The sequence below is a fragment of the Rhodocyclus tenuis genome (genome assembly GCF_014197755.1).
GTDB classification, from domain to species: Bacteria; Pseudomonadota; Gammaproteobacteria; order Burkholderiales; family Rhodocyclaceae; genus Rhodocyclus; species Rhodocyclus tenuis.
On the sequence record NZ_JACIGE010000005.1, the window covers coordinates 37,320 to 57,746 of the forward strand.

35 protein-coding genes are annotated in these 20,427 nt (G+C 65.3%); 1 reads left to right on the plus strand and 34 read right to left on the minus strand.

Annotated features, from left to right (window positions below; all coding sequences use genetic code 11):
• Window positions 1-5: 5 nt before the first annotated feature.
• From GGD90_RS08045 to GGD90_RS08125, 17 genes are all read right to left on the minus strand, one after another.
• Window positions 6-497 (minus strand): hypothetical protein, encoded by a 492-nt coding sequence (locus tag GGD90_RS08045; protein ID WP_184415024.1) that lies wholly within the window; start codon window positions 495-497, stop codon window positions 6-8.
• A gap of 146 nt (window positions 498-643) precedes the next feature.
• Entirely contained in the window at window positions 644-1,660 is a 1,017-nt protein-coding gene (locus GGD90_RS08050; protein WP_153116028.1) for a Mu-like prophage major head subunit gpT family protein, read from the minus strand.
• A gap of 24 nt (window positions 1,661-1,684) precedes the next feature.
• Complete coding sequence (locus GGD90_RS08055) at window positions 1,685-2,092, minus strand: hypothetical protein (protein ID WP_153116029.1); 408 nt, start codon at window positions 2,090-2,092, stop codon at window positions 1,685-1,687.
• 16 nt (window positions 2,093-2,108) lie between these two features.
• A complete protein-coding gene (locus GGD90_RS08060; protein WP_153116030.1) occupies window positions 2,109-3,173 on the minus strand; it encodes a phage protease in 1,065 nt (354 codons plus the stop codon).
• Window positions 3,174-3,410: 237 nt separating this feature from the next.
• Window positions 3,411-3,899: a phage virion morphogenesis protein gene (locus tag GGD90_RS08065; RefSeq protein WP_184415026.1), complete on the minus strand. Its 489-nt coding sequence runs from the start codon at window positions 3,897-3,899 to the stop codon at window positions 3,411-3,413.
• The gene (locus GGD90_RS08070) at window positions 3,899-5,161 is read right to left on the minus strand and encodes a phage head morphogenesis protein (protein WP_184415028.1); all 1,263 of its coding nucleotides are present in this window, start codon (window positions 5,159-5,161) and stop codon (window positions 3,899-3,901) included. Before GGD90_RS08070 ends, GGD90_RS08065 begins: the two co-directional genes overlap by 1 nt.
• Before the next feature lie 20 nt (window positions 5,162-5,181).
• Window positions 5,182-5,460, minus strand: a complete 279-nt coding sequence (locus tag GGD90_RS08075; RefSeq protein ID WP_153116033.1) for a hypothetical protein — start codon at window positions 5,458-5,460, stop codon at window positions 5,182-5,184.
• Window positions 5,460-7,061, minus strand: coding sequence for a DUF935 domain-containing protein (locus GGD90_RS08080; RefSeq protein ID WP_153116034.1), 1,602 nt, complete (start codon window positions 7,059-7,061; stop codon window positions 5,460-5,462). Before GGD90_RS08080 ends, GGD90_RS08075 begins: the two co-directional genes overlap by 1 nt.
• A 15-nt stretch (window positions 7,062-7,076) precedes the next feature.
• The gene (locus GGD90_RS08085; protein ID WP_153116035.1) at window positions 7,077-8,528 is read right to left on the minus strand and encodes a phage terminase large subunit family protein; all 1,452 of its coding nucleotides are present in this window, start codon (window positions 8,526-8,528) and stop codon (window positions 7,077-7,079) included.
• Entirely contained in the window at window positions 8,528-9,082 is a 555-nt protein-coding gene (locus GGD90_RS08090) for a DUF3486 family protein (protein WP_153116036.1), read from the minus strand. Before GGD90_RS08090 ends, GGD90_RS08085 begins: the two co-directional genes overlap by 1 nt.
• The gene (locus GGD90_RS08095) at window positions 9,082-9,393 is read right to left on the minus strand and encodes a hypothetical protein (protein WP_153116037.1); all 312 of its coding nucleotides are present in this window, start codon (window positions 9,391-9,393) and stop codon (window positions 9,082-9,084) included. Before GGD90_RS08095 ends, GGD90_RS08090 begins: the two co-directional genes overlap by 1 nt.
• The gene (locus tag GGD90_RS08100; protein WP_153116038.1) at window positions 9,386-9,775 is read right to left on the minus strand and encodes a hypothetical protein; all 390 of its coding nucleotides are present in this window, start codon (window positions 9,773-9,775) and stop codon (window positions 9,386-9,388) included. The genes GGD90_RS08095 and GGD90_RS08100 overlap by 8 nt, the downstream gene beginning before the upstream one ends.
• The gene (locus GGD90_RS18310; protein ID WP_221227706.1) at window positions 9,775-10,047 is read right to left on the minus strand and encodes a TraR/DksA C4-type zinc finger protein; all 273 of its coding nucleotides are present in this window, start codon (window positions 10,045-10,047) and stop codon (window positions 9,775-9,777) included. Before GGD90_RS18310 ends, GGD90_RS08100 begins: the two co-directional genes overlap by 1 nt.
• A 171-nt stretch (window positions 10,048-10,218) precedes the next feature.
• Window positions 10,219-10,413, minus strand: coding sequence for a hypothetical protein (locus GGD90_RS08110; RefSeq protein ID WP_153116039.1), 195 nt, complete (start codon window positions 10,411-10,413; stop codon window positions 10,219-10,221).
• Window positions 10,410-10,931, minus strand: a complete 522-nt coding sequence (locus GGD90_RS08115) for a hypothetical protein (RefSeq protein ID WP_153116040.1) — start codon at window positions 10,929-10,931, stop codon at window positions 10,410-10,412. The genes GGD90_RS08110 and GGD90_RS08115 overlap by 4 nt, the downstream gene beginning before the upstream one ends.
• On the minus strand, window positions 10,931-11,098 hold the full coding sequence (locus GGD90_RS08120) for a hypothetical protein (protein WP_153116041.1): 168 nt from the start codon (window positions 11,096-11,098) through the stop codon (window positions 10,931-10,933). The genes GGD90_RS08115 and GGD90_RS08120 overlap by 1 nt, the downstream gene beginning before the upstream one ends.
• Window positions 11,095-11,637, minus strand: coding sequence for an N-acetylmuramoyl-L-alanine amidase (locus tag GGD90_RS08125; protein ID WP_153116042.1), 543 nt, complete (start codon window positions 11,635-11,637; stop codon window positions 11,095-11,097). The genes GGD90_RS08120 and GGD90_RS08125 overlap by 4 nt, the downstream gene beginning before the upstream one ends.
• 154 nt (window positions 11,638-11,791) lie before the next feature.
• On the opposite strand from GGD90_RS08125, the gene GGD90_RS18315 reads away from it, so the two are divergent.
• Window positions 11,792-11,995: a superinfection immunity protein gene (locus GGD90_RS18315; RefSeq protein WP_221227707.1), complete on the plus strand. Its 204-nt coding sequence runs from the start codon at window positions 11,792-11,794 to the stop codon at window positions 11,993-11,995.
• Window positions 11,996-11,998: 3 nt separating this feature from the next.
• Here the strand turns inward: GGD90_RS18315 and GGD90_RS08135 are convergent, their stop codons facing one another.
• The 17 genes from GGD90_RS08135 to GGD90_RS08215 form a co-directional block, all read right to left on the minus strand.
• Complete coding sequence (locus GGD90_RS08135; protein WP_153116044.1) at window positions 11,999-12,415, minus strand: Mor transcription activator family protein; 417 nt, start codon at window positions 12,413-12,415, stop codon at window positions 11,999-12,001.
• A complete protein-coding gene (locus GGD90_RS08140; RefSeq protein WP_153116045.1) occupies window positions 12,412-12,873 on the minus strand; it encodes a regulatory protein GemA in 462 nt (153 codons plus the stop codon). Before GGD90_RS08140 ends, GGD90_RS08135 begins: the two co-directional genes overlap by 4 nt.
• Window positions 12,870-13,268: an ASCH domain-containing protein gene (locus tag GGD90_RS08145; RefSeq protein ID WP_153116046.1), complete on the minus strand. Its 399-nt coding sequence runs from the start codon at window positions 13,266-13,268 to the stop codon at window positions 12,870-12,872. The genes GGD90_RS08140 and GGD90_RS08145 overlap by 4 nt, the downstream gene beginning before the upstream one ends.
• Window positions 13,265-13,621, minus strand: a complete 357-nt coding sequence (locus tag GGD90_RS08150) for a hypothetical protein (RefSeq protein WP_153116047.1) — start codon at window positions 13,619-13,621, stop codon at window positions 13,265-13,267. The genes GGD90_RS08145 and GGD90_RS08150 overlap by 4 nt, the downstream gene beginning before the upstream one ends.
• Window positions 13,622-13,644: 23 nt before the next feature.
• On the minus strand, window positions 13,645-14,079 hold the full coding sequence (locus GGD90_RS08155) for a hypothetical protein (RefSeq protein WP_153116048.1): 435 nt from the start codon (window positions 14,077-14,079) through the stop codon (window positions 13,645-13,647).
• Between the two features lie 82 nt (window positions 14,080-14,161).
• On the minus strand, window positions 14,162-15,055 hold the full coding sequence (locus GGD90_RS08160; protein ID WP_221227708.1) for a recombination-associated protein RdgC: 894 nt from the start codon (window positions 15,053-15,055) through the stop codon (window positions 14,162-14,164).
• Complete coding sequence (locus GGD90_RS08165; RefSeq protein ID WP_153116049.1) at window positions 15,052-15,588, minus strand: host-nuclease inhibitor Gam family protein; 537 nt, start codon at window positions 15,586-15,588, stop codon at window positions 15,052-15,054. The genes GGD90_RS08160 and GGD90_RS08165 overlap by 4 nt, the downstream gene beginning before the upstream one ends.
• 46 nt (window positions 15,589-15,634) lie before the next feature.
• A complete protein-coding gene (locus GGD90_RS08170; protein ID WP_153116050.1) occupies window positions 15,635-15,955 on the minus strand; it encodes a helix-turn-helix domain-containing protein in 321 nt (106 codons plus the stop codon).
• Window positions 15,942-16,535 carry a hypothetical protein gene (locus GGD90_RS08175; RefSeq protein ID WP_153116051.1) on the minus strand — a complete coding sequence of 198 codons (594 nt, stop codon included), beginning with the start codon at window positions 16,533-16,535 and terminating at the stop codon, window positions 15,942-15,944. Before GGD90_RS08175 ends, GGD90_RS08170 begins: the two co-directional genes overlap by 14 nt.
• Window positions 16,532-16,735 carry a hypothetical protein gene (locus GGD90_RS08180; protein WP_153116052.1) on the minus strand — a complete coding sequence of 68 codons (204 nt, stop codon included), beginning with the start codon at window positions 16,733-16,735 and terminating at the stop codon, window positions 16,532-16,534. Before GGD90_RS08180 ends, GGD90_RS08175 begins: the two co-directional genes overlap by 4 nt.
• A 2-nt stretch (window positions 16,736-16,737) precedes the next feature.
• Window positions 16,738-17,484 (minus strand): hypothetical protein, encoded by a 747-nt coding sequence (locus GGD90_RS08185; RefSeq protein ID WP_153116053.1) that lies wholly within the window; start codon window positions 17,482-17,484, stop codon window positions 16,738-16,740.
• A gap of 115 nt (window positions 17,485-17,599) precedes the next feature.
• Window positions 17,600-17,815, minus strand: coding sequence for a DUF551 domain-containing protein (locus tag GGD90_RS08190; RefSeq protein ID WP_153116054.1), 216 nt, complete (start codon window positions 17,813-17,815; stop codon window positions 17,600-17,602).
• A complete protein-coding gene (locus GGD90_RS08195) occupies window positions 17,812-18,171 on the minus strand; it encodes a hypothetical protein (protein ID WP_153116055.1) in 360 nt (119 codons plus the stop codon). The genes GGD90_RS08190 and GGD90_RS08195 overlap by 4 nt, the downstream gene beginning before the upstream one ends.
• On the minus strand, window positions 18,168-18,539 hold the full coding sequence (locus GGD90_RS08200) for an XRE family transcriptional regulator (RefSeq protein ID WP_153116056.1): 372 nt from the start codon (window positions 18,537-18,539) through the stop codon (window positions 18,168-18,170). The genes GGD90_RS08195 and GGD90_RS08200 overlap by 4 nt, the downstream gene beginning before the upstream one ends.
• On the minus strand, window positions 18,532-19,188 hold the full coding sequence (locus tag GGD90_RS08205; protein WP_153116057.1) for a hypothetical protein: 657 nt from the start codon (window positions 19,186-19,188) through the stop codon (window positions 18,532-18,534). Before GGD90_RS08205 ends, GGD90_RS08200 begins: the two co-directional genes overlap by 8 nt.
• Window positions 19,178-19,693, minus strand: coding sequence for a hypothetical protein (locus tag GGD90_RS08210; protein ID WP_153116058.1), 516 nt, complete (start codon window positions 19,691-19,693; stop codon window positions 19,178-19,180). Before GGD90_RS08210 ends, GGD90_RS08205 begins: the two co-directional genes overlap by 11 nt.
• The gene (locus tag GGD90_RS08215; RefSeq protein WP_153116059.1) at window positions 19,693-20,409 is read right to left on the minus strand and encodes an AAA family ATPase; all 717 of its coding nucleotides are present in this window, start codon (window positions 20,407-20,409) and stop codon (window positions 19,693-19,695) included. Before GGD90_RS08215 ends, GGD90_RS08210 begins: the two co-directional genes overlap by 1 nt.
• Window positions 20,410-20,427 lie beyond the last annotated feature (18 nt).

Genomic DNA, 20,427 nt, shown 5'->3' on the forward strand with positions numbered 1-20,427 from the left:
TTCTGTTAGAGCGCCGAGACAACCAGGCGCGGCTCGGTCGCGAGCGCGATCCACTGCTCGTCGGTGAAATCGTGCTGCCTGACATCCACACCTTCGCGTGGCCAGTGACGGCCGGCACGGTAGAAGCCCTTCTCGCCAAGCCCGGCGATGCGGTGGGTGTTGACCGGCTCGCCGGCTGGCGCCGCTACAGCGGCCGGTGCTTCGGCAGCGGGGGCGGTGGCTACAGCGGCCGGTGCTTCGGCAGCGGGGGCGGTGGCTGCAGCGGCCGGCGCTTCGGCAGCGGGGGCAGTGGCTGCAGCGGCCGGCGCTTCGGCAGCGGGGGCGGTGGCTGCAGCGGCCGGCGCTTCGGCAGCGGGGGCGGTGGCTGCAGCGGCCGGTGCTTCGGCAGCGGGGGCGGTGGCTGCAGCGGCCGGTGCTTCGGCAGCGGAGGCGGTGGCTGCAGCGGCCGGCGCTTCGGCCGGGGCGGAGGCTGCAGCGCGTTTCTTGGGCGGTGCCATATTCGTTCTCCTCTTTCAAACCCCGGCCGCCAACGCGGCCGGGGGACATGCGGTTTAACGCTAGGCTCCGCTTAGCCGATCGAGGGGGAACACCGCAAAACGCCCTCGACCAGGTTCGCCTCAACGCCCACGGCGGCAGGTGTTCGTTATGCCAACCAGGGAACGACCAGCACCTTGGCGGTGTTGCGGTAGATGTTGTCAGCGCCGTTGGCGAGCTTCTCGGCCGTGACAACCTGCAGCGCTGCGGCTTCGAGCGCCGGCGGCACAACGAGCAGGTTCGGCGCAATACCCAGCGGGCGACCTTCGTCGCTCTTGAAACTGGACATCGCAACGCGCGCCGCGCCGTACGAGGTTGCATCGAGCGTCTGCTTGCTGCCGAACGCCATCTGCCAGAAGCCGTAGCCGACATTGCCGCGCGCATCGACGCCATAGCGGTACTCGTCGCGCATGAACACCGACTCGTCGTTGGCATCCGTCATCGCCTTGAGGGCGTAGTCGCGGCGTTTCTGGAAGATCAGCGGCTTGAGCGGACGGCTCGTATCGAGCAGGAACCAGGGCGTACTCGCACCGCCACCGTGATTGCTGACGGTGCCTGATCCGACCGGGTGGTCGGTATCGAAGAAGTACTGCCCGTCAAAGCACGTCGTCGTGAAGCCGGCAGCGAGCAGCGCGAACACCAGTTCGTCCGGGTGAGTGGCGGCGGCATAGCCCATCTCGGCGAACAAAGGCGTGAGCACGCCGTAGGTGTCGTCGTCGATGTCATCGCGCGACACGCCGATCGAGGATTCGAACTTCTTGTTCGTCACCTGGTAGCCGCTGGCCGCGATCGATTTGATCTGGCGATCGCCGATCCACTCGCGCAGCCGCGGAAACTCGGCCAGCCAGCCGTAGTTTTCGACCTTGGTGGTCGAGGGCACCAGCGTGGCCACGCGCTTCCAGCTCGGCTCAACACCGGAGAAGGCATTGGCGTACGCGGTCTTGAAGCCGTTGTAGATGGCGTTGAGCGACTCACGGTTAACGATGAGACCGGCACCGGCGAAGAACAGGGCGTCGTCGGCATGCAGCGGGATCGGCGTGACGCCGGCAATGGCTGCAACCGCGACAACGGCGACCGCAGCCCAGGCGAGCGCGGCCAGGCGGGAAATCTTGAGAGAGCTTTTCATGAGTGTGTCTCCTGTGAATGTCGGTCAGATCTCGATCCAGACGCCGTCGGACTCGACGTCGCGGATCGTTCCGGCGATCGAGCGCGTGCTCGATCCGCTGGTAAGCGCCACCGTCTGGTCATCGACGATGTAGGCCGAGGCGCCGACGTTCGCGAGTGTGATCAGATCGGTGCTCGCGGAGTTGCCGAACTTGAAGCAGCCGCGGCGCACCTTCACGCGCTTGTCTCCGGCCGCACCGGCCGAGTTGTCGACGGTCGCCTGGGCGACGCCGACAGTCTTGAGCGTCGTGGATACGGCGCCCTTCGTTGCCGTGCCTGCAGCGTTGAGGCAGGTCAGACCGCCGGCGTAGATCTTGGTGGATGCGGCAACGGGAAACTCGAAATCGACGTTGTCGCGAGATGGGGTGTTGCGGTCAGCGGTGAGCGCGCTCATCGTGGTCTCCTAGCGTTCAGGCCGCGGTGGCCTGCTTGGTCTTGAGGAAGTCCTCGGCGCTGGTGCCCGTGGCCTTGCAGACGGCCAGCTCGACCACGCTGAGGGTCGTAGCTTCGTCACGACTGCCGGCCCCCTTGCCTTCGGTCTGAGTCTTGCCGGCGAGCGCCGGATTCGGCGTTACCGTGCCCAGGTAACTCTTGAGCGCGGCAACGTCCTTGCCGCCGAGCTCGCGCGCCCACGTCTCCTGCGCCGGCAGGAGCCGGCTTTCAGCCAGCGCAGTCTTCACCAGGCCGTCGACTTCGCCACCCTGCAGCTGGGTCTTGAGCGCAGCGACCTCGGTCTGCAGCGCGCGCATCGTCTCGACCGAGACGAAGCGCGCGGGGTCGGGAGCGCTGGCCTTCAATGCGGCCACTTCGGTGGTGAGCGCGTCGGCCTTGCCGGCCTTGGCCTTGAGCGCCGTCACCGTGGCGAGCCCGGTTTCAGCGTCCGCATCCGCCGGCAAGCCAAGCGCACCCAGAAGCTTTTCAAGCAGATCCATGTCATCTCCTCCATGAGTTGAGCCCTCGGGGCCGAATGCCCTGAGCGCAGAAAAGTCGGTAAGGCCGTCGATACCAGGGTCATTGACCAAGGCGCCGTGCAACAGCTTGAGCACCTCGCCGGTATCCTTGTCCCAGGTGAAAACCGGCGAGACGTAGCGGTATTCGCGGGCGGCAACATGCGCGGCCGCGGCGGCGGTCCACGTGGGCGTCACGCAATAGAGTCCGTCGCCTTCGCGCCACTCCAGATCGTGGAACCAGGCTGCCGCCGGCGCTGGCTGGCCGTTCTTGGCGGCGTGGAGCGTCTGGTGTTCGTAGTCGATGACGTAGTCGGACTTGCGCGCCTTGGCCGCGTCGATGAGTCGGGCGGCAACCCTGGCGTCCATCAGCCAGCCCTTGGCCGGCCGTTCCGGACGTCCATCGACCGAGCGGAAGCGCCCGGCGGGGAAAAGGCGAAACTCGGCCGGCGGCTGCCCGGCACTGACGGGCAGCTCGGCGGCGAGCGCGGCGATTGCGATCTGACGAAGGGGGGTTTTGTGTGCCATGCCGCCATGATTGCGGCACGGGCGCGATCGGTTAAGGCGGAAGGGTTTCCGCCCCGATCTGAGGGGTGTTATTTACACAATACTGCTTTGGTCGGATCTGAAGCAACTCAGACCGCCCCGAAAACCGCGTTAATGGCGCGTTAATTTCGATTTTCACCCTGCTGCGCATATCGTCGCATCAGCGGCAGTGCTTTTAACGCCTCCTGCGCGGAATCTGCCGATTTGCGAATTTGTGGGTCAGGCGTTCAACCAGTGGCCGATGATGGTCATTACCAGGTCTTCGTCCGGGGCCGAAAGCGTACCGGCTTCGGCGTCGCCGAGCAGCAAGCCTCGGCGATGCATCTTCTCTGTGCCGGTTTCGTGATAGATCGCGTACTCGCGATCAAAACCGAGTTCGAGTGCGATCGCGCTGGCGACGTAGGACAAACCGTCACGCATATGGCCGGAGCGCTCAAGCAGCGTGCCCTTGCGCTTGATCTCGGCTTCTCCGCCACGCCCGATGACGGTGTCGGCTCGATCATAGGCGTCACGCGTAGATTCTTCCCAGGGCTTCCATTGCGCGCCGAGCGGATCTCGCTTGGTATCGAAGCGCGTCTGCACGCGCGATTCGAGCTGCTCGCCGATCTCGATAAAGAGCGGCTGCAGATCGCCGAAACGCGCCTGCAGCTCACCGAGTCCGGCGCGGATCTGATCCGAGACAACGGTAACCGTGAGGCCGTCAGCCATCAGAGCTTCCCGCTCATGATCTCGTAGCCGGCCAGGCTGCGCGCATCGACCTGGTGCCCGGCGGCAATACGCACGGATGAGGCGGGCGCCGCCGTCGTGGCGCCCGCAGCGGACAGGTCGACGGGGATGACCCACTTGCCCGACTGACCAGGGATCGTAAAGACCAGGAGCACGGAGCCGGTGTGATCGCGCAGGACTGCCTGCGGCGCGGCCAGGTGCGCGGGCAGATCGGCGAGCCATGCGCTGGGCTGGCCGTTGTCCGCGCGAGCAGCAATGACTTCGGCGTCGACCACGGCGAGCATTGCCGAGGCGGGCGCCAGGTCGTTCGCCTCCAGCGCCGCCACCGTCGCCGGCGTGAGCGCGCCGACTGGCCGCATGGCACCGACCGGTCGGCTGATGCCTTCCGCCCAGGCGCGATAGTCGCGGGTGATAGCTGCCAGCAGGCCAGCATCGGCGAGATGGTCAGCGACGGCGCGCGCGGCGATCGTCGGCGGCAGCTGCGCGTTCTTGGTAAGCACCAGGTCACCCAGGCGGCGCTGCGAGCCCTTGCCGGGGTTGTAAGCGAAGCCGGGGTCGATCCCCCAAGGCACTTGCGTGATCTCGCCGGTGATCTTGTTCGTGAACGGGATTGACGGGCCGTCGTCGGGCGGCTCGCGCAGCAGCTTCAGTCCGGCGGCTTCAAGCTCGGCGATGCCGGCATCGTCGATCGGATATGCCAGGCAGCGGCAGCGCCAGCCATTGGGCGGATAGTGCGTGTCCCACCACGGGTGATCCTTGGGCAGCACGATGGCGTCCCAGCGCCGGTGCGATGCGCGCACGCGCTCATCGCGCCGAGTGCGGTAGATCAAGTAGGGCATTGACCCGCGCGCGGATCTTGCCCAGCGGCCGGCGGCGTGCGCCTGGCGGACGTTCACGTCGTAGATCAGCTCGAGGCGCGCGGGATTGACGCGCGTGCGGCCGATCTCGCCGGTCGATGGGTCGATGACTTCGACGTTGCCCCACCAACCGGCTTTCTTGAGCTGGGGAATCAGCGCCTGCTGGAAGTCACGGAGCGTGCCGCCGGCGGTCAGTGCGCGCCCGAGCTGCTGGTAGATCTCGCCAAGCAGGTCATCGCGAAAGAGCTTGGCGACGGTGAACTGACGGGCATGCTCCTCGTTCAACAGGTCTTGCCAGGAGAAAGTTTGCGTCAGCAGGCCACGCGCCTGGAACGCCGCGACCGCGTCGGCCGCGGGCAGCAGCTGCAGGCGGACGTTGGCGGGCAACGGAGGCGGCATCGGTGGCATCAGTCGCCTGCCTTGCTGACGATCTGCAGGATCGATTCGGTCGCTGCGTTTTGCGCTGAATCAGTCACGGCCCAGCTCATTGCCTTGAGCCCGTGATGGATGATCGCGACCTCGTCTTCGTGAGATATCGGCGGCGCAGTGACGATCGATATCTCCAAAGAATGGCGGCCGTCGATCCGCGTTGCGACGTCACGCAGCCATTGGCCAAGGCGGTCGCGAATCGACTTCGCCACGTTCACCTGAAAAAGTGAACTGACCGTAACCTCATAGTCGGGCATCACGCCCCCTGGGCAGGATCGTCGCGGCGACCGTCGGCGTCGATGCCGGCGACACCCGCCAGCCGTGCCTGGAACGCTGCCATCGAGAGATGGTTTGCCAGCGCGGCAGCGTCCATTTTCGGGAGCAGGTCGGCCAAGCGGCGCTGAAAATCTGCAACGGTCTCGCCGTCCTTGACCGCCTTGTCGAGGGCGGCCTGGACGGGGGCGAGCAGCGCGGTCAGATCGGGCTCCCAGCTGTCGAGCGCTTCGCCCACGAGGCCGTCGATAGCGTCCGGCTGGGAAATACTGCCGGCCTCGCGCTTCAGCGCTGCAGGGCCGGCAGGCGGCGTTACAGTCCCATCAGGCGCCGGCGCTTTTAACGCGCCGAGGATGGCTTCGCCTTTCTTGGCTTTGGGGATGCGCAGCTTCTCGTGGGCGAAGTCGATACCGATCTGCATGCCGGCGCTGGCCAGCTTTGGCAGTGCCTCTGCGTAGGCAGCGAGGTCTTCGGTTTCGCCGAGGTCGAAGCGGAAGCGATGGCATCGTGCCGGATCGGCGCCGGGCCGGTTGACGGAGAGGACCGGCCAGAGAATCTGCCGCGTGATCGTGCGAGCGACCTGCCTCGCATCTGCAGCAAGTATGTCGTGCCGCACTTCCCCGTGCAGATTGGAGACGCCCGACCCCAGCCCAGTGGGCTTGGCGTCGGCGGAGAGCGTCTGGCCGAGGATGATCTTCGACTGGGTGTTCTCGCACCAGCCAATCATGGCCTCGAAGGGATCGCTCTGCCCCTTGGCAGCCTCTTTGAAGTCGATCGCCATGCCTTCGGGCACGATACCGGCGGCGGCATGGCCGATCGACATCACTGCATTCAGCAGGGTGGCCTTTTCTTTCGGCGAGGCGCCGATGGGATAGGTGCCCAGGCGCAGCGGCAGGCCGTAGATCTCCAAAAACTCGGCAAGGTCGCGCACCGCGTAATTCTTGAAGAGGTACGGCCAAGCGAGCGTGCGGTGGATGCCGCCGCGCGCGACGTAGCCCGACTTGGCCTTGTGCACGTGAACGACCCATCCGAGCGGCCAGAGCTCGGCACCGTCGGCCGTGTTGTCGCGTAGTCGGATCTGGCTCCGGGTGGCCTGGTCAAGCTGAAACCATGACTGTGGGCGGTGCTCGAAGCCCGTCGGTAGCCGCTCTCGGCCGACTAGCGACCAGGTGATTTCCTGGCAGGAAAACCCGTGTCCGACGGCGTCCATCGCGTCGAGGATAATGTCCTCAAGTTCGAGACTGCCGATAATTTCCTTCAGCCACTCCGCATCGGCCTTTTCCTGGGCGGTCGCGTCGGGCGGCGGCACGATCTCCCAGTCCAGCCCCTGCAGCGCCGCCTTGCGCTTGAACATCTCGGTGAGTATGTGGCCGTCGCGGTCTTCCATGTCGCGGAAGAGGTCGTGCTGGGCGATCAGGTCTCCTTGCTCGGCGCCGGCGAGGATGCGGTTCAGGCTGGCGGGCGTGAGCCCGCGCGCCGGATGCTCTTCGAAGACACGATAGATCTGGCCGGTGCGCGCGGTCTGCGGCTCGGCCAGTGCTTCGCTGGTGATTGGCTTGCCATTGATGTCGACGATCTGTGCCATTGTGCTTTCCTCGGGTTACCAGCAGCCGCCCTTGCCGGCGGGCGCATCGTCGCGATCGTCATCATCGTCGCCGGCGCCGTCGCGCTCGCGCTGGGCTTTGTCCGGTACTGCGGTGTACTCGATCGGCGACCGCGGACTGGATGCAGCGTGAACTGCCAGCGCCAGCCCCCAGAACTCATCGGCGTGGCCGTCAGGCGTGCGTTCCGCAGTAAAGCGAACATTGCCGGAGCTGGTCGTTTGCTTCGTCACGGAGCGTAAGCCTGCGCGAATCTTCGGATCGTAGGGAATGAGGACCTTGCGGTCCTCCATCTTGCTGCGTACCGGATAGGCCAGTTCTTCCTTAACCCTGATGGAAAATGTCACCGCCTCAACCCGGTACGTCCCGAACTTGTCCTGGGCATCGTCAGACCAGCCGATGCCCAGACCGGTCGCATCGATACAAGTGCGGTCGCTTTCGGCAATCATCGGGTAGAGGATCTTTTCCTGTTCCGATTTGCGCATGTTTTGCAGGCGCTCGACACGACGCGTATGCAGCACGCCCCCGATATCCTCAACTTGCCAGGCGACCGTCAAATCCTTCTTTCGACCGATATCGATACCGGTGTAAAGCCCCCCCTTCGTCAGCGGGTCGCGCACTTTCCAATCGACGTTTGTCGCGTACTCGCATGCAGCAATCAGGTCGTATTCGAGGAAGGCCGTATCGTCGTCGGCGGGGTTGCACATGTACTCTTGCTGGAACGACTCCTCATCCGCGCAACCACTTCGCACGAAATCGAAGTACATCGCTTCGTCCATCGCCTGACGCTGATCGTCCGCGGGCAGCATCTGCTGTAATTTGAAGAGAAAGCCCTGATCTAGGGCATCCTGCAGAGTCACGCGATGCAAGCTGATTTTCTTCGGATTCCCATTTTCTCGAATCTCGCGGATCAGTGCGTTGAAGAAGTTCTTTGAGCCGCGATGAGTGGAAAGGACTTCGAGATTGCCGCCCCAAGTGATGCCTGGATAGGCGATCGACCAGAGCTTGCGCGGATCTGGATGCAGCGCGAACTCGTCGAGTACGCGCCCGCCGCGTTTGCCGGCCTGTGCATCCGGATTGCTACTCATGCTGTGGATTCGCTTGCCGGAGGCAAACTCCAGCACGTAAGCAGTCAGCTTCGCCTTCGGGTCAATGACGATTTCGCCGAGATCATTCGCCGCGAGGTCCATGATCTTCGCCCACATCTTGCAGTCTTCGATAAACAGCCTTGCCTGAAGATCGTCTCGCGAGCTGACCCACTGGTCATTGCGCGCACCTTGAGCAGCCGTGCGCTCGTCGCACTTGTAGGCAGACGACCAGGAAAGACCGATCTGTCGAGCCTTCTCCATCAGCTTCAGGATCGAATCATCGGTAATCCAGCGGGACTGATAGGGCAAGAAGATCGCGTCCACGTCACGCGGAATGCACTTGGCGTTTCCTTTGAAGGCCATTACGAGATTCCTAGTGCTTCGCGGATTGCTGCTTGTGTTTCGGGCGTCACGCCCCCCTTCTTCTGCAGAGCATCGAGCTTCTTCGCCTGCTCTTCGAGCAGCTTCCGCCGCGTTTCTTCCTGCACCTCGAGTCGAAACTTCTTCTGATTGACCGACGCCCGCGCCAGGGTGGCAATGTTCTTTGCAGCTTTCGACAGCAGTCCGATCCGGTCTTCCGGCTTCACCCCCTCTTCATCGGCCTCCTGCAGATTCACGATGCTCTCGAAGAGCTCGGTCTGCACCAGGGCGATCACCGCTTCCGAGCGCGCGTCCTGGTCATCGGCCGCCCCCTCGGTCAGGAAGCGCGCCGCCTCCGTACTGGCCTTGATGGCAGCGAAGCGCCGCTCGATCTTCTGGCCATAGCGATGGATCGCGCTCTTGCTGATGCTGTAGCCGCGCTCCCGCATCATCTCTTCCAGCGCCTGGTAGCCGCTGAAATTGCTTTCCGCGAGCGCACGCTCAAGCCACCGACGAACGTCCTCCGGCAGTCCGTCAATGTTCGACCGCCGAGCCATCACTCGCTCCAGTACTTCTCGGGACGGGCGATGCCGGGCGCGCAGTCGATCGTGTATTCGGCGATATCGACGCCGTAGCGCGTCAGATCCGCAAACCACGCGCCCGACGGCATCTTGTTCAGATCGACCAGTCGCCGATCCGCCAGGTAATCCAGTTCGCGCCGGACCTCCAGCAAGGTCGCATCCGGATAGATTGCCCGCATCACGTCGAGCAGGAAGGTTTCGCTGCTGGTATGCGGCCTCGCCTTGTCCAGCGTGTTGATCAGATTCCAGCGCATCGACTCGCGCCGAACTTTGGCGGTATCAACCATTGCTTACTCCCCTCATTTGCACCACCTCCAGCTTGCTGTAGAGCGCGTCGAGCTTTGCCTCGATCACGCTTTGCCCACGCACGTAGTCTTCCCGCCGCACGTAATTCACCGGCAGCTCCGCCTGCCAGCGCAAAAAGTCGCGCTCAAGCGTCGCCACCTGATCGGCAGTGCGATCGGCCTGCGCGATGTAACGGTCGATGTGCTCGCGCAGCGCCTTACTGCCCACCTCGCGCGCCTCTTCCTGCGCCTTGAATTTCTCGCTGAGGCGCTGATCGATCTGCGCGCCCAGCACGCGAGCAAAGCCGAAAACGCAGCCCATGAAAGTGATCGCCAGCATGACCAGAAAGGTGATCAGCCCCCAAAGCTCAACCTGAACAGTCATCACCGTCTCCGTGCATGCGCTAGTTCGCGCTCAAGATCGTTTGCGCATTCGACGCACGTCTGCACGCCGGGATAGGCGGCTCGACGAGCGTCGGGGATCGGGGCATCGCAGATCGCGCACTCTTTCGCGGAGTCGTCGATCGTCTTGTCGCGCAAGCCGCCTTTGCGGATCTGGGCGTCGATCGCGTCCGACACGAACTCGTCGGCGCGGGCGCAGCCATGATCAACGGGATCGACTGCGCGCTCAATGTCCTGGTCGAGGTTGTATGTCACTTAGGTTTTCCTGATCCAGTTGCACGATTTCGTAGATGGGCTTCACCGTCCAACTGCTCGACGGGGTCATCCAAGCCTTGAATGACCCCTCTGCATCGAGCAGCTGCAGACCTGACGCCTCGTTGCGAAAGACATAGCCAACCCGCCGCAGCATGATTGACGGTGAGAGACTTACTCCTTGGCGAAGATCAGGCGCGCCAGCCACGTTAAGGCCCATGCAAAGCCCGAGAGCACGGCGCAGTCGATTAACGCGAGCGCTGCGCCGATACCGGATGCGATGCCCCCCGCAGCGGCGATATGACCGACCCGCGCCAGCAGGGCAATCGTGATGGCAGCGGGCAGCAGCCAGATCCAGCGCGCCTTCACTTTTTGACTCCCGAGAGCAAGACATCCTTGTCGCGGCTGCCACGGCTGCTGCCGAACTCGAATTGATGCGCGTCGCGCAGGCAAAGGCCGAAGATGCCGGCAATGGTCGAGAGCAGGCCGACCACCTCGCCGGGGATGTCGGCGCGGAAGAGCGACAGCACCACCAGGCAGGCGACGAGCCCGATCACGTCGAAGAGCACCATCAGATCGGCCCGCTTGTTTGCGTAGCCGGCCTGGCGCAGCTTCACGTCTCGGTCGCGGGCGTCTTGCCGGTCGGCGAGGTACGCCGTCTCAAGCTCGCCGTCGGCCTTGATCACGGCAAGCTGGTAATCCTGCGCCAGCTTTGGGTCGGCCTGCAGCGCGGCCAGCGCTTGCTCGCCGCTGGCAGCACCGGTGACGGTCTTGGCCAGGGCGATGGCCTGCTCGGCGATGGCGACGGGCTTTTCGCCGACGCCGAAGTAGCGCAGCAGGCTCGGGGCAATCTGGGCGAGGCCCAGCGCAATGGTCAGCGGCTCCATCACGGCACCTGCAGCAGGTCGATGACCAAGGCCGGCCAGAAGACGATGTAGAGCAGCCGGCGCCAGCCGGTGATTTGAAAGTAGGCGGTGGCATGGGTTGCCCAGGCCATGCCGAGCAGCCAGCCGACGGAGAGCAAGGTCAGGCCAAGGGCGAGTAACGGTGTCATCGTGATGTCTCCAGCAGGTGATCAGTCAGCGGCGCCATGCCGCCAGCGAGCCAGGTGCCGACGTCGAAGCCGGGGCAAACCTTGATCCACTCCTTCGGCTCGACCTTGCCGTCGCCGTCGGTATCGGGCGACAGATCGCGGTGCCCGACGATGCGGGCTGCCGGGTAGAGCTTGGCGAGCGAGTCGACAACGCCGCGAAGCGACTCCCATTGCGCGGGCGAGAACTTGTCAGTGCCGACGAGGCAAATGCCGAGCGAGTCGACGTTGTGGCCCTGTACGTGGGCGCCGATCTCGGCGGGGGCGCGGCCGGTGACGATGGCGCCGTTGGTGTAGAGGACGAAGTGGTAGCCGATGGCGGCCAGCTGTGGGTTGAACGCCTGGCGTACCTTGGGCGAGCGGCGGAAGCCGCGCGCCTGGTGCATGGCGTCGATGGCCTGCACGGGCGTGCGCTGGCCCGGCGTGCCTGGGCTGCCGCGGAACAGGCTGTCGCCGTTTGGCGTTGCAGCGCAGTGGATGACGATGAGATTGATTGGACGCATGCCGCCATCGTGGCGGCTGAGGCACCGCGGGATAAGGCGGAAATGGTTCCGCCTGCGATGCGTCCGTCCTTTTTTAAGCTACGACTACGGCATTGCAGTGTCAAATGCCGCTAGAATTTGGTCTCAGAGTGATGCTATCGGCAAGGAGAAGATCGTGATTGATCTATACGGCGTCTTGGGCCTGGCAACCATTGCCCTGTTGATTCTGGTTTATTTCGTACCGGCGATCGTCGCTTACCGCAGAGGGCATCATCAGCGCAACGCAATCGCCATCCTCAACCTGTTTTTGGGCTGGACGCTGCTCGGTTGGGTCGGCGCACTCGTGTGGTCGGCGACTCAGGTCCGCAGCGCCAGCTGACGGTCAGAACAATCCCATCTGACCGTCGTCGCCGGCGCAGCGCTCGATGTTGCGAATGTGCCGCTCCGAGAGCTGGTGCTCGCCAGCCAGCGCCGACTGACTGATGCCCTGCGCCCGGCTCTGCATGATGTGGGCGTTACGCACGGCGCGGACGTAACCGAGCGCCCGCGGGATCTCCAACCGCTCGCCAGCGTACGCCTGGCATAGCGCTTCGGCCGGCGCCTGTCCGATCAGCTTGACCAGCTGGTGATCGGCATCGACGCCGGCGGGGAAGTAAATGCGCCGCCCACCGCGCGCTTCGACGAGGCGCAGCGCCGCCGGGATGCCGATAATCTCGGCGATCGCGCGCAGCTCTCCGGGCAAGAGGTCGAGCAGATCCTCGTCGCCGCTGGCCGTGCTGTCGTGCTTACGATCAGTCATGGCTTCGCCCCATTCGCAGCACGGTAACGGATGGTCCGCTCCAACGCCGATGACACCTTGCCGAGCTGCTCGGCGCTCAAAAACTCCCAGCGCTCGATGGCCGGGAAAATCCGCCGGCCGACAGCGTAGGCGTAGGGCCAGTCGGCATCGAGCGCGCGCAGCTGCACGGCAATCTTGGCGCTGATGTCTTCCTTGGTCGCCGCCGGCGCCTTGTGGCGCTGCGCGGCGGGCTTGGCCTTGGGCGGCTTGGGCTTCCAGCCGCAGGCGCGAAAGTGCGCGAGCACCGCTGCGCGGCCGGCGTGGTCGAGGTCGGCCGACGAGCGCACGCGGCCGAGCGACCACAGGATGGCGCGGTAGGTGTCGTCGGCCATGCCAAGGTCTTTCTTGGCGATGTGGATCTGTGCCAGCTCGGGCTGTCGGCGCACGGCTTGACTGCGGTGGTAGGGGCTGGTTTTCATGGCGACACCTTCAATAGGTGATCAGGCACGTCGAAGAAGCCAAGCTGGCCCTTAAACGGGATGAACGGAAGCGGCTCCGGATCGCGCAGGAGAAAGCCATAGCGACCGACGAACCACCGAGAGTCGCTTTTGGTAACGCAATCGACGATCTCAACGCTGCCGACGATGCCGCCGCGCGCGATGTTCTTGCTCGTCAGTCCAGCATTGACAGCCTTGGGCGATAGGCCGCTGCCTTGGGCGAACTCCCACGCGTCTTGCCACTCTTCGTACGTCATGCCCTTACTGGCATGGATCAACACACGCCCTCGAAATCGCGTCGCCCAGTCGCGGTTCTCGACATCCTTGCCGTTCAAGATCATCCATGCCCACGGCTGGCGGATAGAAATGGCTTTCATGGCGCCTCCGCAAACATGTCGAGGGTGCGTTCGCAGCGCGGCGTGGGGATGGGGTCGCCGGCCGGAACGAACGCCGTGCAGCACGGCTGACCGTCGTTGCCGATCCGCCATTCCTTCGGGTACTTTTCGTCCTCGACGTCGTAGCACATCGTGTTGCCGACGATGTCGCAGCGCTCGTTGTCGTCGCACTCGAATACGTCTCGGTCTTCGCGCAGCGCCTTGTCGCGCTGGCACGCAAAGCACCAGTGCGAAATGAAGATTTCGCCTTCGGTGCCGTTGCTCGGGCGGTACTTTTTGCCGGCGCTGGCGACGAGCATGGCCGCGAGGGGGGCTGGAAAGATGGCTTTGGGCATGGCGCTACTCCCTGATATCGACTTCACTCAGCCCCGGCCGTCATCAGTTCGATGTCGGTGCAGGTTTTACGGATGTGCCGGCAGAAGGCTTTTCCGTTCGGAAATGTCGGGGTCCAGTAGGTGTGCTTCTGGTTCAGCGCTTCGACATTGCGCTTTCTCTCTGCGGCGGGAAGGGCGCGGCTCTTCGAGAGCCGCTCGTAGAGCTGGCGCAGTTTTCCGGTCAGCACCGGGCGCGAAACCGGGCGGCAGAATTTCTTCGCTTCTTCGGCCTCACCCTTGAACCATTCGCCCCGCATGTAGCCGTCGACGTAGATCGCGACGTGGTACCTCATAGACGTTTTGCTGTCGCGCGAGACACAAGCGGTTACGGCATACCCATCGCACTTGATCTCGACACGCCCCCACGGCAACGAGAGTTGCTCTTCGATCTTGGCCCACTGTTCTTTGCTGATTGCCATGTTCGTCTCCGTTAAATCGCTTCGGCTTTCTCCCGAAGCCGCCCGACGCTTAACGCGGGCGGCTTGAGGCGAGAGCCGGCGTTTAAGGGGATTCGCCGCCGACAACGTCGATCAGGTCGGCAAAGAGCTTTGCCAGTTCGCCGGCCATCAGCGTGAAGTCGAGGTCAAAGCGCTCGTCCTCGTTGCTGACGTCGGTCTCGTTTTCTTCCTTGAGGATGTCGAGGAAGGCGACGCGCTTGATCGCGCCCGACTCGCCGAACTGGAAGGAAATGCGGTCGTTCCAGGTCATGCCGAGGCGCGTCACCGTCTTGCCGGCGGCGATGTGGGCGCGGATTTCCTCGCCGTCGAGGCTGTGTTTCGCGTAGCGCACGGTCGCCTTTTCCGGCGAGCGCAGTTCCAGATCCTGATCAATCGAGAATCCGGCCGGCGCTTCGTTGTCGGCGACCCAGCCGGTCATCGCCGCCACCGGCGAGCGCGCCAGATGCAGCGGCTTGGCCGGCAGCGATTCGAGCGTCTTGTACAGCGCTTCGAGGAATTCCTCGGCCTTGGCCGGCGTGGCGGAATCAACGACCAGCCAGCCGTTCTTCGGGTCGATCCAGCCGAAGGTGGTGCGGCGGCGCACGAAGGCGCGCGGCAGCAGCTCTTCGGTGATGAGCTCCTTCAGCTCGCGCATTTCCTTGCGGCCGACGCGGCGTCCTTCGTTCTCGCGGATTTCTTCAGCGCGGTCCCTGGCAACGCGGGCCACGACGGCAGCGGGCAGCAGCTTCTGCTCGATGCCGAGCGCAAGCAGCCACTGGCCGTTGACCGCGTGCACCAATTCGCCGCCCTCACGCGGCGCTACCCAGCCCCGCGCCTCAGACTCCAGCGCGGCGCAAGAAATGAGCGGGCGCTGCACCAACTGCTCCGACAGACGTTCGGCAGTCACCCACCAGTTGCTCGGCAGGCGGAAAATGATGAGATTCTTGAACCAGATCATGCTGCCTCCCCGGCCAGTTCGGCCTCAAACGGAACGACCACGAAATCCTCGCCCTGCTGGATGCTGATGCCAGGCACCGCCACTACGGCCTCCGGCTCGTTGAGGATCGCGTCCTTGTTCACTTCGTCCTTGCTGCGGATGAAGCGCGTCAGGCCCATGCGGCGCAGGATGTCGAGCACCGCCTCGGCGCCGGTGACGCGCACGCTCGGCGGGCGCAGGCGCCAGAGGATTTCGCCGGTGGTGAGTGCGGCGGTCTTCACCTTGCCCCCCTGCGTGAGCGCATCGCGGTTGGCCTCGGCCCACGTCTGCACGCCCTGCGTGAGGGCAGCGATGCGGGCGTTGTGCGGCTCGGCTGCGGCCTCCCAGCGTTCTTTCACGCGCGCCAGCTCGTCGTTCATGTCAGCGGTGAGCCGGGTCAGCTCGCGCTGCCGTTCGCCGATCTCGCGCACGGCCTCGGCGGCCTGCTCGCGGTTCTGCGGCACCGCGACAATCGCGGCGGCCGATTTGATGCGGGTTTTTGCTTTGGGAGGCATGGTTTCTCCTGGTGGTGGGAAGGTGGTGGGAAGGTGGGTAAAGGGGTCAGGTGCGCAGCTTGAGCTGGCCGAGCAGATCGGCCAGCGGAACGCGGCGCAGGCGCGAAGCGAGCGTCAGGCTGTGCAGGGCGCGGTTGTCCAAAAAGCGGCACGTCTCTTCCAGCTCGGCCGCGTTTTCGGCGATGTAGTAGCCGCTGCGCGGGTGGCCGCAGACGGCCACGCCGTCCATGCGCAGATCGGTGATGGCGGTGCGCACGCCGCGCTGGCCGGCATGCAGCTGCCGGGCGAGCGCGGCGGCGGTGATGCCTTTGCTGGCGCCGATGTGCTGCGACAGCGCGGCAAGGCAGGCGGGTTTAATCGGCGGCATGGTCGCTCCTTGGTTTGCGCGCTATGCCGAGCGCGGCAAGCTGCTCGGCGACGGCGGAAGGGATTGGGGTTTTCTCGCGCTGCTCGAACGCTACGGCCACCTGCACCGGCGCCGGGGCGCTGGTGCGGTCCTGCGTGTAGGCGTAGGCGCGCGTCTGCTCGGTCTTGGCCTCGGCCGCGCCCTCGGCGCGCTCGGCGGCGCTGACGACGATCTGCATCAGGTAGCCGTGCGAGCGCAGCGGCAGGGTGAGGCGCTCGCGGTTGGCGAGCATGGACTCCATGCCGGTCTGCCATGCGTCGAGCGGCGCCGGCCACTGGCGGCCGTGGCGCTCGACGCGGCCGGAGCCGATCAGGTCGGCCAACTCGGCGAGGATGGTGGCTACACGGTCCAGCCCCATCTCTCGCTTGCCTGGCGCAAACAGGCCGATGTAGCGCAGCGCGACGAGCGCAAACGAGGACATGGCCGGGTGCAGCCGCGCCAGCGCCAGCAGCGCATCGCGCGCGCCAGCGTGGCCGATCAGCACGTCGAGCGAGGCGCGGGCGCCGCAGGACGGGCAGGAGACGAGAGGCAGGCCGCTCATGCTGCCGCCTTCCGCTGGCGCTTGATTTCGCGCTCCAGCAGCGCGATCACCGTCTTGCGCGCGCCGACCGAGCGCCGCTCATCGTCAAGCGAGGCTTCAAGGTCGGCGAGCGTATAGGGGCGGCCGCTGTCGCGTGCGCAGGCCAGCGACAAGGCCAGATCCTGCACGCTGCCCTTGGTGCGGTTGAGCAGTTCCGGCATGGTCAGCCCCCCCGGCGCCCGGCTTCAAGAGCGGAATCGATCCGCTCCATTGCCTCAGCGTCTGAGTCATTCACAACGTCGGGGAATTGATCCTGATACCAAAGCAGCCCGTTCTTTGCTTCTTCGAGCGCATCCACTACGGTCGAGAGCAGCTTTTTCAACTTATCGACCGTTGCGGGTCGCGGCTGCGACGGCGCATCGGCGCCCGGCCCGGCAACGACCAAGCCATAGCGCGGCCGGTGCGCAAGGCCAGCGCGGCAAGCGGCGGTGATCATCGGGTAGAGCGACGAGCGGCAGTACTCGGGCAGGGCGTCGCCCAGCTGCTTGGTCGTCAGACCACCAGGGCCAGCGGCGGCGAGAGCATCGACAATCCGGCCCAGTAGCTTCGCGGGTCTGTCAGCCGTGGGGACTGGCACCGTCTTGCGCGCAGGCGCCGGCTTAGCGCTGCGCTTTTCGGCGGCAGCCGCGCGTGGCGCGAAGGCGACCACCCGACCCGGCAGCAGGTAGGTGGCGACGGTCTTGCGCGGCATGTCTGCCGGGGCATCCTTGTCGTCGGCCCGCTCAATGCGACGCTCGTGCAGCAAGCGCCGGATCTCGTCGCAGAGGTTCGGCACTTCGTGCGTCAGCCGCACAGCGATATCGCGCACGCTGTACGGCTCGCTCGCGTCGCGCAGGATGTCGATGATTTGCTCGTCGAGCGTCTTGGTGGTGAGCAGAGACTGGAGCTGCAGGGAGAGCAGACTGGACATGGTCAGCCCTCCCGGCGCGCGCTGGCCCAGGCGCGGCGAATGGTTGGGTAGTGGCCCGGCAGGGCATACCAGAGGAGCAGGGCGAGACGCAGGCGGGCGATGGCGGCGAACGGCTTCATTGCGGCGCTCCCGGCCCATCGGGCAGCGGCGCCCAGTGATGTGGCGAGTCGATTTCCTCGCCGGTGGATGCGTCAAACCAGACCATTTCATAGCCGAGGAATCCGATCCACACCGGGGCGTCGTAGTCGCCGGCGATCAGTACGCTTTCGTCAGCGTCCGGCAGCGCGTCTTCGACGCTCCGCCAGGAGATGATTTCGCCGATCAGTTTCATGACTGCACCCCCTGCTCAATCCAGAGCACCCGCGCGCCGCAGCGCTCGAACTGGCCGACGCGGTACGCGCCGCCGTGTTCGGGCAGGTTGCCGACCGAGTAGTAGGTGGCCTCGTTGCGCTCGACCATAGCCGCCAGCCGGGCGCTGGGGCGGATGAGCAGCGTCGGCCGGGCGGTTTGGGCGGCGGGTATCAAGTCGAGTACTTCAAAGCCATCGCGCAGCAGGCTGGCGCTGGCATCGACGAGCGTCTGCAGCCGCGCGAGGTTGCGCAGGGTGATGGTCTGCTCGCTGGCCTGCTGCCGGGCGAGGACAGGATTAACGCCGACAGGGGTGCGGCGCAGGGCGATGACGTTCATTGCGACTCCTTTCCGCCCGCAGGTGCGGGCTTGTTGGGGCAGGTTTGGCAGGCTTTCCAGACGCGCATGGCGGCCGGGTTGTGCATCGGCGCGCGCTCAAGGCCGGCGATGCGCAGGCACTCGGCGCGGGGTTGCTCGTCGCCGGTGCCGGGGCAGTGCTCGATGCGGTGGTAGGTAGCGATCACGCGCTCGGCGAGTGCGTCGCTCATGCCGAGCGGGTCGCTCGGGCTGAGCGTGCGGGAGATCAGCGCGCGGCCGTAGCCGAGGCGTGCGGCCACCGCGGCTTTGCCGGCGCGGCCGGCATCGGCGACGGCGGCGATCAGCAGGCGCTCGGCGAGCGCGCGATCGACGGTGGGCGACTTAGCCATAGATCGCGGTCTCCTCGCTCACCGGCGGCTGCCAGACGACGCGGCCGAGGTTGGGGTCATAGACGACGTGCGTGCGGCAGACCATCGGCGGCTTGGGGCCGCTGTTACGCCGGGGATCGAGGCGGTAGCGTGCGCGCTGGCTGCTGTAGGCGTTGCCCTTGCCGACGCTGACGACGATGAGGTAGCCGGCGCGGTTGAGGTTGCCGAGGTAGTCGGCGGCGGCGACCTCGCTGACCGGGTTCTCGGGCGTGCTGGCGTAGGAGGCGAGTTCGCGGGCGTTAAACTCGGTCGGCAGCATGCGCAGGGTGCGCCACATTTGCTCCTGCGCGAGCCCGGTGGTCACTCGCGTGCCGTCACGCCGGACGCGCGGCGCCTCGATGCCGCTATCCACTGCCAGCCGATAGGCGGCGGCGTTGCGCGCGGTGCCTTCGACGGCCACGACGAGGATGCCGGCAGCGACGAGCCCGCGCCGGTAATCGCGGATGGCCGACAGATCGACGTCGGCAAGGGCTTTGCGCGGCACGGCGGAGAGGATGTCGCGCTCGGTGAAGACGACGCCCTCGGTTGCCGCCAGCAGGCGGATGGCGTCCCAGACGCGCTGCCGCGGCCCGACGCCGCCGACGTATTCGGTGACGGGCTTAAGGGGCATGGGGGGCCTCCACTGCGGCGAGGGCGGACGGCTCCTGCGCCACCGGCTTTACCGCCGACTGAAACCTGTCCCATGCTTTATCGACAGCACGGGAAACCTGTTCTGCTCTCGTTGCCGCAATCCAAGCGGCAAGCGCCGTCTGCCGCCGCCCGACGTATTCATCCCAGCGCTTACCCTCCGAAGGTGTCGGCAGCGGGATGTCGCCGTCTCCGGCCTCAACGGAATTGAACCATTCGTCGAAGCCGTTCGGTGGCTTCTGCGCCGGCTGCTTCGGCGCGGCGGCGATCATGGCGCGGTAGGCGGGCGCCATCGTCGCCAGAGTAGCTGCCAACATATCCAGCGTGACGCCTACTGGCGACGCCATCGACATCAACACGATTTTTGCCGCATTTTTCGCAATCGCAATATCGGCCGCGCTTGCTTTCGGCCAAGCGGCGATGGCGGCGCCAGCGATGATTTCCGGCGTCGGCTCGGAGGGAACCATTACCCACTTCTGTTCGTTCATCACGCAGCCCTCCGCGGTGCTTCGCCGGTGTATATCTGGCGGTCGCTCCACTGGGCGCGGGTAACCGATTCCCAGCCTTCGACGCTGGCAGCGTCGTAGATGTCGGCGAGGTTCACCGACACGCGGCGCACGCTGCCGCCGGAGACGCGCACCAGCTGCTCGAGCAGATCGGTGCCGACATGCACGCCGGGGCAGTAGATCGGCGCCAGTGCTTCCGCGTCACGGAGGCTGATCGGTTGGGCGGGAATCCAGCTGAGGATGCGGCTGTGGAACCGCTCCCACTTCTTGAGCTTCTGCGGCAGCAGTTCTTCGCCGAGCAGCAGCAGGGTGGCCTGCGATCCTTCGTAGATGTCGCGCACCAGCTCGACGAGGCTGTCGCTGCGCAGGCAGTGGTCGAACTCGTCGATCATCAGCATGCGGTTGCTGGTGGCGAGCTGCGCGCAGACGGTGTCGAGCATCTGCGAGATGGTGCCGACGGGCCGGATGCTCATTTCGAGCAGGATCTTTTCGAGCAGGGTCTTCCGCGACCACGCCGACCGCATCTGGACGAAGTAGCTGCGGTTTTCGTTGGCGATCGCGTTCGCGGCGGTGGTTTTGCCGTAGCCGGCGGGGCCGTAGAGGGCGCCGATCCCGGGCAGGCCGCTGGTGCGGCCGAGCAGTCGCTCGGTGGCGATCTGCACCAGGCTGAGGTTGTGGATGCGGGCGATTTGTGACATCTTCGAGGCTCCTAAGTA

What these genes read in the sequence shown, in the direction of transcription:
- GGD90_RS08165 (WP_153116049.1), bottom strand. Translation starts at nt 15,588, where the DNA reads ATGCCTCCCAAAGCAAAAACCCGCATCAAATCGGCCGCCGCGATTGTC.
- GGD90_RS08175 (WP_153116051.1), bottom strand. Translation starts at nt 16,535, where the DNA reads ATGAGCGGCCTGCCTCTCGTCTCCTGCCCGTCCTGCGGCGCCCGCGCC.
- GGD90_RS08140 (WP_153116045.1), bottom strand. Translation starts at nt 12,873, where the DNA reads ATGAAAACCAGCCCCTACCACCGCAGTCAAGCCGTGCGCCGACAGCCC.
- GGD90_RS08050 (WP_153116028.1), bottom strand. Translation starts at nt 1,660, where the DNA reads ATGAAAAGCTCTCTCAAGATTTCCCGCCTGGCCGCGCTCGCCTGGGCT.
- GGD90_RS08075 (WP_153116033.1), bottom strand. Translation starts at nt 5,460, where the DNA reads ATGCCCGACTATGAGGTTACGGTCAGTTCACTTTTTCAGGTGAACGTG.
- GGD90_RS08160 (WP_221227708.1), bottom strand. Translation starts at nt 15,055, where the DNA reads ATGATCTGGTTCAAGAATCTCATCATTTTCCGCCTGCCGAGCAACTGG.
- GGD90_RS08170 (WP_153116050.1), bottom strand. Translation starts at nt 15,955, where the DNA reads ATGCCGCCGATTAAACCCGCCTGCCTTGCCGCGCTGTCGCAGCACATC.
- GGD90_RS08115 (WP_153116040.1), bottom strand. Translation starts at nt 10,931, where the DNA reads ATGGAGCCGCTGACCATTGCGCTGGGCCTCGCCCAGATTGCCCCGAGC.
- GGD90_RS08060 (WP_153116030.1), bottom strand. Translation starts at nt 3,173, where the DNA reads ATGGCACACAAAACCCCCCTTCGTCAGATCGCAATCGCCGCGCTCGCC.
- GGD90_RS08145 (WP_153116046.1), bottom strand. Translation starts at nt 13,268, where the DNA reads ATGAAAGCCATTTCTATCCGCCAGCCGTGGGCATGGATGATCTTGAAC.
- GGD90_RS08190 (WP_153116054.1), bottom strand. Translation starts at nt 17,815, where the DNA reads ATGAAACTGATCGGCGAAATCATCTCCTGGCGGAGCGTCGAAGACGCG.
- GGD90_RS08045 (WP_184415024.1), bottom strand. Translation starts at nt 497, where the DNA reads ATGGCACCGCCCAAGAAACGCGCTGCAGCCTCCGCCCCGGCCGAAGCG.
- GGD90_RS08080 (WP_153116034.1), bottom strand. Translation starts at nt 7,061, where the DNA reads ATGGCACAGATCGTCGACATCAATGGCAAGCCAATCACCAGCGAAGCA.
- GGD90_RS08125 (WP_153116042.1), bottom strand. Translation starts at nt 11,637, where the DNA reads ATGCGTCCAATCAATCTCATCGTCATCCACTGCGCTGCAACGCCAAAC.
- GGD90_RS08200 (WP_153116056.1), bottom strand. Translation starts at nt 18,539, where the DNA reads ATGGCTAAGTCGCCCACCGTCGATCGCGCGCTCGCCGAGCGCCTGCTG.
- GGD90_RS08135 (WP_153116044.1), bottom strand. Translation starts at nt 12,415, where the DNA reads ATGACTGATCGTAAGCACGACAGCACGGCCAGCGGCGACGAGGATCTG.
- GGD90_RS08185 (WP_153116053.1), bottom strand. Translation starts at nt 17,484, where the DNA reads ATGTCCAGTCTGCTCTCCCTGCAGCTCCAGTCTCTGCTCACCACCAAG.
- GGD90_RS08055 (WP_153116029.1), bottom strand. Translation starts at nt 2,092, where the DNA reads ATGAGCGCGCTCACCGCTGACCGCAACACCCCATCTCGCGACAACGTC.
- GGD90_RS08180 (WP_153116052.1), bottom strand. Translation starts at nt 16,735, where the DNA reads ATGCCGGAACTGCTCAACCGCACCAAGGGCAGCGTGCAGGATCTGGCC.
- GGD90_RS08085 (WP_153116035.1), bottom strand. Translation starts at nt 8,528, where the DNA reads ATGGCCTTCAAAGGAAACGCCAAGTGCATTCCGCGTGACGTGGACGCG.
- GGD90_RS08100 (WP_153116038.1), bottom strand. Translation starts at nt 9,775, where the DNA reads ATGACTGTTCAGGTTGAGCTTTGGGGGCTGATCACCTTTCTGGTCATG.
- GGD90_RS08210 (WP_153116058.1), bottom strand. Translation starts at nt 19,693, where the DNA reads ATGAACGAACAGAAGTGGGTAATGGTTCCCTCCGAGCCGACGCCGGAA.
- GGD90_RS08095 (WP_153116037.1), bottom strand. Translation starts at nt 9,393, where the DNA reads ATGGTTGATACCGCCAAAGTTCGGCGCGAGTCGATGCGCTGGAATCTG.
- GGD90_RS08065 (WP_184415026.1), bottom strand. Translation starts at nt 3,899, where the DNA reads ATGGCTGACGGCCTCACGGTTACCGTTGTCTCGGATCAGATCCGCGCC.
- GGD90_RS08205 (WP_153116057.1), bottom strand. Translation starts at nt 19,188, where the DNA reads ATGCCCCTTAAGCCCGTCACCGAATACGTCGGCGGCGTCGGGCCGCGG.
- GGD90_RS08150 (WP_153116047.1), bottom strand. Translation starts at nt 13,621, where the DNA reads ATGCCCAAAGCCATCTTTCCAGCCCCCCTCGCGGCCATGCTCGTCGCC.
- GGD90_RS08215 (WP_153116059.1), bottom strand. Translation starts at nt 20,409, where the DNA reads ATGTCACAAATCGCCCGCATCCACAACCTCAGCCTGGTGCAGATCGCC.
- GGD90_RS08090 (WP_153116036.1), bottom strand. Translation starts at nt 9,082, where the DNA reads ATGGCTCGGCGGTCGAACATTGACGGACTGCCGGAGGACGTTCGTCGG.
- GGD90_RS08195 (WP_153116055.1), bottom strand. Translation starts at nt 18,171, where the DNA reads ATGAACGTCATCGCCCTGCGCCGCACCCCTGTCGGCGTTAATCCTGTC.
- GGD90_RS08120 (WP_153116041.1), bottom strand. Translation starts at nt 11,098, where the DNA reads ATGACACCGTTACTCGCCCTTGGCCTGACCTTGCTCTCCGTCGGCTGG.
- GGD90_RS08155 (WP_153116048.1), bottom strand. Translation starts at nt 14,079, where the DNA reads ATGGCAATCAGCAAAGAACAGTGGGCCAAGATCGAAGAGCAACTCTCG.